The following is a 7793-nucleotide window of genomic DNA, read 5'->3' on the forward strand; positions in this document are numbered from 1 at the left end:
CTCCTCATCGCGTTTGTGCTCATTGGCATCATGTACACCTGCATGGTGTTCGGGTTGGCGGAACTTTCATCCACACTGCCGGCCGCTGGTGCCGGTTACGGTTTCGCGCGGAGGGCTCTGGGTCCGCTTGGCGGGTTCGCCACCGGAATGGCGGTGCTGATCGAGTACGCCGTGGCGCCAGCAGCCATCGCAATTTTCATTGGGGGATATATAGAGGCGCTGGGGCTGTTCGGGCTCACGAACTCCTGGCCGGTCTACCTCGCCACCTATGCCGTGTTTATCGGGATCCACCTACGCGGTGTCGGCGAGGCATTGAAGATGATTTTCGCGATCACTGCGGTCGCGGTCGTAGCCCTGGCCGCTGTCGTCATTGGTCTGATCCCGCATTTCAACCCGGCAAATCTTTTTGACATCGTTCCCGACGGTTCGCCGGCCTCGAGCGCTTTCCTTCCCATGGGCATCAGCGGAGTCCTCGCAGCTTTCGTGTACGCCATCTGGTTCTTTCTCGCCGTCGAAGGCGTGCCCCTGGCAGCTGAAGAAACCGCCAATCCCAAAAAAGACATGCCCCGGGGCATCATCGTCGCTGTGCTCATCCTGGTCGTTTTTGGTTCACTGATGCTTATTCTTGTTCCCGGCGCGGCCGGCGCGTCGGCTATGAGCGAATCCGACAACCCCCTGCCGGAAGCACTCCGTCTGGCTTACGGCGGCAACACAGTTCTTGCCGACTTCGTTAACTACGCAGGTCTGGCAGGGCTCGTCGCCAGCTTCTTTTCCATCATTTACGCCTACTCACGGCAACTCTTTGCTTTGTCCCGCGCCGGATACCTCCCCAAGTGGCTGTCGCTAACCGGCAAACGACGCACACCCTACTGGGCGCTCATCGTGCCAGGTACCATAGGCTTCATCCTGGCTGCCACCACAGGCAACGGTGGTCTGCTCATCAACATCGCCGTGTTCGGCGCCACCGTTTCCTATGTCCTGCTGAATCTCTCCCACATCGTGCTGCGAAGGAAAGAACCGGACCTCCCCCGCGGCTACCGGACTCCCGGCGGTGTGGTCACCACCTCAATCGCGCTGGTCCTTGCTGCTGTGGCTGTCGTCGCCACCTTCGTTGTCGATGTCCTCGCCGCATCCATCACGGCGGCAGTTTTCGGTGCCGCCCTCCTCTACTACTGGTTCTACAGCAGGCACCGGATTGTCGCAGGAGCACCCGAAGAGGAATTCGCCCAACTGGCCGCGGCCGAGGCAGAACTTAAAAGCTGAAGCCAATCCGTGCGGGTTGACAGCCCGCACCAAAATCCACCCCTAAAGACCGAGATCGAAGTTACGGAAATAAAATGACACACCCTAACGCAGGAAACCCCTCCAACGCTCAGCTGAGCGTTGAGCAACTGAGGGAAAAGGTAGCCTCAGGCGAAATCGACACCGTAGTTGTTGCCATCACTGACTCCCAGGGCCGCCTCCAGGGAAAGCGCTGTGGGGCCAGGTCTTTCCTTGAAGACGTGCTCGGTCACGGCGCTGAAGGGTGCAACTACCTTCTTACGGTGGACGTGGAGATGACGACCATGGACGGCTATGCCATGTCCTCCTGGGAAAACGGCTACGGTGACATGGTTATGCGTCCGGACATGGACACCTTGCGCCTGGTGCCGTGGCTGGAGGGTACGGCGATGGTCTTGTGCGACGTTCTGTGGCTCGATGGCCGCCCGGTGAGCCAGTCACCGCGCCAGATTCTCCGTGCGCAGGTGGAAAGGCTGGAAGCCCTGGGCTACCGTGCCCACATCGGTACAGAGCTCGAGTTCATCATGTTCGATGACACCTACGAGGAAGCCTGGGACAAGAAGTACGAAGGCCTGACCGCCTCAAGCCGCTACAACGTTGACTACTCGCTTCTGGCCACGGCCCGGCTGGAACCGGTGATCCGCAACATCCGAACAGGCATGGAAAAGGCCGGCCTCATTGTGGAGTCGTCCAAAGGCGAATGCAACCTGGGTCAGAATGAAATTACTTTCCGGTACGCAGATGCACTTACCAACTGCGACAACCACGCCTTTTACAAAAATGGCGCCAAAGAGATTGCAGCCCAGCATGGAAAAAGCATCACGTTCATGGCCAAGTTCAACGAACGTGAAGGCAGCTCGTGCCACATCCACTTCAGCCTGACAGATCTGGACGGCAACCCTGTGTTGCCGGGCGATGGTCAGCATGGCTTCAGCCCAGTCATGGAGCAGTATATTGCCGGGCAGCTGGCCGTCATGCAGGAACTGTCCTACTTCCTGGCACCGAACATCAACTCCTACAAACGGTTCGTTGAGGGCAGCTTCGCACCTACGGCCATCGCATGGGGCATGGACAACCGCAGCTGTGCCCTGCGCGTCGTCGGCCGTGGAGCAAGCCTGAGGGTTGAAAACCGGGTCGGAGGCGGAGACGTCAACCCCTACCTGGCCGCCGCTGCCCTCATTGCCGGTGCCATCCACGGTATTGAAAACAAACTCCCCCTGGAACCCATCACCACCGGCAGCGCCTACCAGTCGGATGCAGACCGCATCCCGACCACACTGCGTGACGCCCGCGCACTGCTGATCAACAGCGAGATCGCCCGCAAGGCCTTCGGTGACGAAGTGGTGAAGCACTACGCGCACGCCGCCGACATCGAGATCAAGGCTTTCGATAGCGCCATCACAGATTGGGAGCGTAAGCGTGTCTTCGAACGCCTCTAACATGTACCGTCCCCGCATCGGCCTGACCACCTATTACCAGGAAGCTTCCTGGGGTGTCTGGACACAGGATGCCGCCGTACTCCCGGGAACATATGTTCAAGCCGTTGTGGCGGCAGGCGGCACGCCCATCCTTCTCCCGCCCGTGGGAACGGACCCTACAGTTGTCGAGCTGCTTGATGGACTCATCATCTCCGGGGGAAGTGACGTAGGGCCGGAGAACTATGGGGCAGAAGCGCACGAACTTACCCGACCCCAGCCTCATCGGGACCTTCACGACATCGCTTTGACCCGTGCAGCACTGGCTGCAGAACTTCCGCTCTTTTCCATTTGCAGGGGAGCTCAAATCCTCAACGTGGCGCTGGGCGGTTCGCTCATCCAGCACATCCCCGATGTGAATCCCGAAGCCCAGTACCAGCCGGCACCAGGCGTTTTTGGGAACGTTGAATTTACCACAGCACCGGGGAGCATCTCCGCGGATCTGCTCGGTCCCCGCGCCAGCGCACCCTGCTACCACCACCAGGCGATGGACAGTATTGCCGACGGACTGTACGTCACCGCAGCAGCAGCTGACGGCACCGTCGAAGCCCTGGAAACCACATCTGGGGGATGGGTTCTGGGCGTACAGTTCCACCCCGAACAAAATCCAGACGACCTTCGGCTATTCAACGGATTCGTCGAAGCAGCACTCAACTACCGCAAAGAACGAACGGAGAGTCCGGTCAATGTCCACCAGCACGTTTGACGTACTAAACCCAGCCACCGAAGATGTCATTGAGACTGTATCCCTTGCCTCGCTGGAGGACACAGACAGGGCTATCGAAAAAGCGGCTGCAGCCTTTGAAACGTGGCGTCACGTCGCCCCTGCAGACAGGGCACTCCTGCTGCGCCGGTTCGCCGCCGCAGTAGATGCAGATCTGGAAAACCTCGCTCAGCTGGAGGTCCTGAACGCAGGCCACACCATCGGCAATGCCCGCTGGGAAGCCGGCAACGTCCGCGACGTCCTGACCTACTACTCCGCAGCACCCGAACGGCACCTTGGTCAGCAGATTCCAGTAGCTGGCGGGGTGAACGTGACATTCCACGAACCCCTGGGAGTTGTTGGGGTCATCGTGCCTTGGAACTTCCCCATGCCCATCGCAGCTTGGGGCTTCGCGCCCGCGCTGGCTGCAGGCAACACGGTCGTCCTGAAACCGGCCGAACTGACGCCACTGACCGCCATCCGCCTCGGGCAGCTTGCACAGGCAGCAGGGCTGCCCGAAGGGGTCCTGCAAATTATTCCGGGCAAGGGTTCAATTGTCGGGGAACGTTTCGTTACCCATCCTGCCGTCCGTAAAGTCGTCTTCACCGGCTCAACCGGCGTCGGAAAGCGGATCATGGCCGGCTGCGCTGACCAGCTCAAGCCGGTCACCCTGGAACTGGGTGGCAAGAGCGCCAACATCATTTTCGCCGATTCCGACCTTGAAGCCGCTGCATCAGCGGCTCCAGGGGGCGCTTTTGACAATGCAGGGCAGGACTGCTGCTCCCGCTCCAGAATCCTGGTCCAAGCAAGTGTTTATGAAAAGTTCCTCGGACTCCTGGAACCCGTAGTCAAGGCCCTGAAGGTCGGGGACCCCAGCAACGAGGAATCCTTCATGGGACCGCTGATTTCGGCTGCCCAGCACCGCACAGTATCCAGCTTTGTCCCTGACGGCACCTCCATCGCCTTCCAGGGGTCCGCACCGGACGGCAAGGGCTTCTGGTTCCCACCCACTGTCTTGACGCCCTCACGCGAAGACCGTGTGATGCACGAGGAAATTTTCGGACCCGTTGTAGCTGTCGTCCCTTTCAAGGACGAAGCGGACGCGCTCCGCCTGGCCAACGACTCCATCTACGGGCTCTCAGGATCCATTTGGACCCGGGACGTCGGGCAGGCACTGAGGATGGCCCGTGGCCTCGAATCCGGAAACCTTTCCGTGAACTCGCATTCATCCGTCAGGTACTCCACACCCTTCGGAGGCTTCAAGCAGTCAGGTCTGGGACGTGAACTCGGGCCCGATGCTCTCGATGCCTTCACGGAAACAAAAAACGTCTTCATCTCCACCAACCCGTAACGTCACCACCAATTAAGGAAAGTCAAAAAATGATTGAAGTAACCTCCAGCCGTCTCAAGGGCCGCAGCGCTGTCATCACTGGCGGCGCAAGCGGTATCGGACTGGCAACCGCCCGCCGCTTCGCAGCCGAAGGGGCAAACGTAGTCATCGCCGACATGGACCCAACCGCAGGGCAGCGGGCAGCCGATGAAGTCGGCGGTCTCTACGTGAAGGTAGACGTCACCAGCGAAGAAGAAGTGAAAAACCTCTACGCCGTGACCAACGAAACCTACGGAAGCGTTGACATCACCTTCAACAACGCCGGAATTTCCCCGGCCGACGACGCTTCGATCCTCGACACAGGTATCGACGCCTGGCGCAAGGTCCAGGAAGTCAACCTGACCTCTGTCTTCTACTGCTGCAAGTACGCTCTTCCCTACATGCAGGCCCAGGGTAAGGGCTCCATCATCAACACCGCCTCCTTCGTCGCCGTCATGGGTGCTGCAACCTCGCAGATCTCCTACAGCGCATCAAAGGGCGGAGTATTGGCCATGAGCCGCGAACTCGGTGTCGAATTCGCCCGCCAGGGCATCCGCGTCAACGCCCTTTGCCCAGGACCGGTCAACACACCGCTGCTGAAGGAACTGTTCGCCAAGGACCCCGAGAAGGCCGCACGCCGCCTCATCCACGTCCCGCTGGGCCGCTTTGCAGAACCTGAAGAGCTCGCCGCCGCCGTAGCATTCCTCGCCAGCGACGACTCCTCATTCATCACAGCCTCCACCTTCCTAGTCGATGGCGGTATCGCAGGGGCCTACGTAACCCCTGAGTGACCAGCGAAACATGCCGTGCCGTGCCCCGGCCCGTCCGGGGCACGACACAGCGCTCTCCCCAAAAGTCTCACTGCGGTTGTCCTGAACCAACTAGACAACATTGCATTTGGGAATAACCAACAACCGACTAGGAACGCAGTTGGAAACGAACTTTTTCCCTGCCATACGGCGGAAGCTCTGATGCCCAGGAAACGGCGCGTCTCCTGGAAACATCTCCCGGTCGGTCAAGTCGTTAGAGTCTTGCAGGAGGGAACAGACATAGGCTGTGGCACTGTCGACGACTGCATGCCAGACGGGTCCATCGTATGGGTTGTACTTCACGGTATCGGCGAAAGAAGAATGCTGCACAAAGATGACAGCATCAACCTCCAACTCTTGGACTTCCCTCAGGAGTGCTCCCCGATGTAACCGTCTGCCGGTGCCGGTCAGTGGAAGCCGCCAAAGTCAGGGCGAACTAATCTCACTTGGAATGCCCATTAGAACATTGGCAGTAAGAAGCGCTCCGGGGCATATCTGCGTGTGCCAAAACCTGGGGAGGTCCGGAGCGCTCCTTATTGCCAATGTACTGACTGACAAGCCTGGGGAGTGTCAGTTTCAGGGGTGCTCTCAAAGTCACTTGGGAGTCAGTGGGAGTGACTCCAGCGCTCTAAGTGAGAGCTTACGGTTGGCGCCCCTTTTGCCAATGCAGTCCGGTAATCGAGAGCCTTATCGCGTTGCAGTCTCCCAAGTACAACCACTGAATGCACTCCTATTCGCTGTGCAGTCGACTCCATCCACCCCCTACGAACGGCCGTCGGCGGGACTGGGAGGCCCCCCGGTATCTGCCATTCACCTGCCTTTTCGTCGGCAGCTAGCTCGGCCGGCTCGGTCGAAGAGTCTTCATCAATCACGAGACGCTCGGGCGTCACATGTCCCAGTGATTGGGTCCCGGTTAGCAGTCCAGTGGCTATGCGATAGCTAGTTGATTTTTCTGCGTCCAGGTGTCCCAGTATTGTTTCGGCGTCATGCCGTCGAGGGATCCGTGGGGCCGTTCATGATTGTAGATGTCCTTCCACTCGTCGGCCAAGTACTTCGCTTCGGCCATGGTGTCGATGATTTCCCCAGTGAGTTGTTCCCTTCTGAATTGGGCGTTGAATGATTCGGCGAACCCGTTCTGCCACGGGGATCCCGGGTCGATGAACGCCGTATCTACCCCGGCAGTGGCGCACCAGTTGACCAGCGCTGCGGCGGTGAATTCCGGCCCGTTATCGGAGCGCACATAGGTTGGCGTGACACCGGTTTCGGCGATGATGTCCTCCAGGACGGCGACCACATCGGTGGCGGTGAAGGACCTGCGCGGAACGATCGCCAGGGCGGTGCGGGTGTACTCGTCAATGACGTTGAAGAACCGGACATGCCGCCCACAGGAGGTCACATCGGATTGGAAGTCGAAGCTGATCACGTGCATCGGGTATTCGGCCTTCAGCCGCTTCTGCTCCCCGGCGCCGGGCCCGGTGCGGCGACGCTTACGCGCCTTCGGCTTGCACGTCAGTCCCTCGGCCCGCCAGAGCCGGCGCACCCGCTTAGCGTTGAGCACCACGCCAGCCCACTCCGGCTGGGCCAGCAGGCGCCAGCGGGCCTTCCGCCACCCCCACGCCGGATGCTCCCCGGCGATGGCCCGCAACGCCGCGCGTAGCCGGGCTTCCTCAAAGCTGACCGCTGGGCGTGACTTGCGCAGCGCGGAACGGTTCTGCCCCAGCACCTTGCACGCGAATCTCTCGGACGCCCCGAATTTCTCCACCGCCATGCGCACTGCCCGGCGGCGAGGTTCGGGGCTCAGAATTTTCCCTTAGCCACCTCGTTCAGGATGTCGATGGCCAGTTCCTTCTCGGCCAGCAACCGCTTCAGCCGGGCGTTTTCCTTCTCCAAGTCCTTGACCGCTTTGGTTTGGGCTGCGTTCTGCTCGGAACCGTACTGCTGCAGCCACCGATACCAGGTTGCCTCGGTGACCTGCAGCTCCTTGATGACCTCGATCATCGGCTTGCCGTCATTGAGCATCTTCTGCCCCTGCCGGACCTTCGCGACGACCTGATCCGGGGTATGCCTACGTGCCATAATCTGTGAATTTCCTCCTGCACCCATTATCGGATGCGAAACTCACACAGTCACCGGACTCCTACCCGGGGACCCAACCA

The 7793-nt window shown here is 60.0% G+C and carries 6 protein-coding genes; 5 read left to right on the forward strand and 1 reads right to left on the reverse strand.

The features are described 5' to 3' along the window. The 5 genes from eat to ACQ3I4_RS16335 all read left to right on the forward strand — a co-directional run. A partial coding sequence (gene eat, locus ACQ3I4_RS16315) for an ethanolamine permease (RefSeq protein WP_430633915.1) occupies positions 1-1263 on the forward strand: 1263 nt, incomplete at its 5' end. A 74-nt stretch (positions 1264-1337) separates the two neighbouring features. Then, complete coding sequence (locus ACQ3I4_RS16320; protein ID WP_329863851.1) at positions 1338-2720, forward strand: glutamine synthetase family protein; 1383 nt, start codon at positions 1338-1340, stop codon at positions 2718-2720. After that, positions 2701-3462: a gamma-glutamyl-gamma-aminobutyrate hydrolase family protein gene (locus ACQ3I4_RS16325; protein ID WP_329863849.1), complete on the forward strand. Its 762-nt coding sequence runs from the start codon at positions 2701-2703 to the stop codon at positions 3460-3462. Before ACQ3I4_RS16320 ends, ACQ3I4_RS16325 begins: the two co-directional genes overlap by 20 nt. Then, positions 3443-4810: an aldehyde dehydrogenase family protein gene (locus ACQ3I4_RS16330; RefSeq protein ID WP_329863847.1), complete on the forward strand. Its 1368-nt coding sequence runs from the start codon at positions 3443-3445 to the stop codon at positions 4808-4810. Before ACQ3I4_RS16325 ends, ACQ3I4_RS16330 begins: the two co-directional genes overlap by 20 nt. A 29-nt stretch (positions 4811-4839) precedes the next feature. After that, positions 4840-5619: a 3-oxoacyl-ACP reductase gene (locus ACQ3I4_RS16335; protein WP_329863845.1), complete on the forward strand. Its 780-nt coding sequence runs from the start codon at positions 4840-4842 to the stop codon at positions 5617-5619. A gap of 946 nt (positions 5620-6565) precedes the next feature. On the opposite strand, the gene ACQ3I4_RS16340 is transcribed toward ACQ3I4_RS16335, so the two are convergent. Next, positions 6566-7713 (reverse strand): IS3 family transposase gene (locus ACQ3I4_RS16340; RefSeq protein ID WP_329863527.1). Its coding sequence is split into 2 segments (ribosomal slippage): positions 6566-7440 and positions 7440-7713, totalling 1149 coding nucleotides; the frame shifts between segments, so codons are not numbered across the junction. Positions 7714-7793: the final 80 nt, after the last annotated feature.

This window comes from Zafaria sp. Z1313 (assembly GCF_050563205.1).
Classification (GTDB): Bacteria; Actinomycetota; Actinomycetes; order Actinomycetales; family Micrococcaceae; genus JAZDCJ01.